Origin of the sequence: Exiguobacterium aurantiacum (assembly GCF_001766415.1) — a bacterium.
Classification (GTDB): Bacteria; Bacillota; Bacilli; order Exiguobacteriales; family Exiguobacteriaceae; genus Exiguobacterium; species Exiguobacterium aurantiacum_A.
The window spans coordinates 1-545 of sequence record NZ_MKXO01000049.1 but is presented as its reverse complement, the minus strand read 5'-3'; the positions used below and the strand labels follow the sequence as shown (position 1 = coordinate 545).

The 545-nt window shown below is 38.3% G+C and carries 1 protein-coding gene and 1 pseudogene; both read right to left on the bottom strand.

What is annotated here, in order from left to right; translation table 11 throughout:
• A pseudogene (locus BJU60_RS15195) lies at positions 1 to 71 on the bottom strand (ubiquitin); the annotation flags it as partial.
• Positions 72 to 166: 95 nt separating this feature from the next.
• Positions 167 to 460 carry a WXG100 family type VII secretion target gene (locus tag BJU60_RS14895; RefSeq protein WP_003213769.1) on the bottom strand — a complete coding sequence of 98 codons (294 nt, stop codon included), beginning with the start codon at positions 458 to 460 and terminating at the stop codon, positions 167 to 169.
• Between the last annotated feature and the right edge of the window lie 85 nt (positions 461 to 545).

The window sequence follows — 545 nt, the reverse complement described above, 5'->3', positions numbered from 1 at the left end:
TAATTTGATAGTCTCAAATCAAACACACTGCCATCATAATTTTTTAAGTCGATGGTAATATCGATATACACAAATTTCCACCTCACAAAATAGAAAGAGCGCCGGCATCCATTGACAGACTCGGCGCTTTTTCTGCATTTCACACTTAGAAAGGAAATCACTTTGATTAGCCGCGAATTTGGCTTGCGATGTCTTGGTCAGTGCTTTCAAGTGTATTTGCCGTTTGATCAAGCTGATTGCTGACATCTGTTAATAGATCAGACATTTTGATAAAAGAAGGCTTAAGCTGCTCGTATTGATCAGCAAATGCTTCACTAGAAGCACCTTCCCACATTCCTTTTAAATCAGAGATCATTCTATTTAGACGATCAACTTGGTTTAACACTTCTTGACTTTCAACACCATATTGCTTAGCGGTCGCTCTTAGTTCTTCTGGGGTTACGCGAATAATTCCTGACATATTCCTCATTACCTCCCGTGCATAGCCGCCATATAATGGGCTAATCCACTTATTTTTTGACGTTATTATTATAAAAACAGAAATG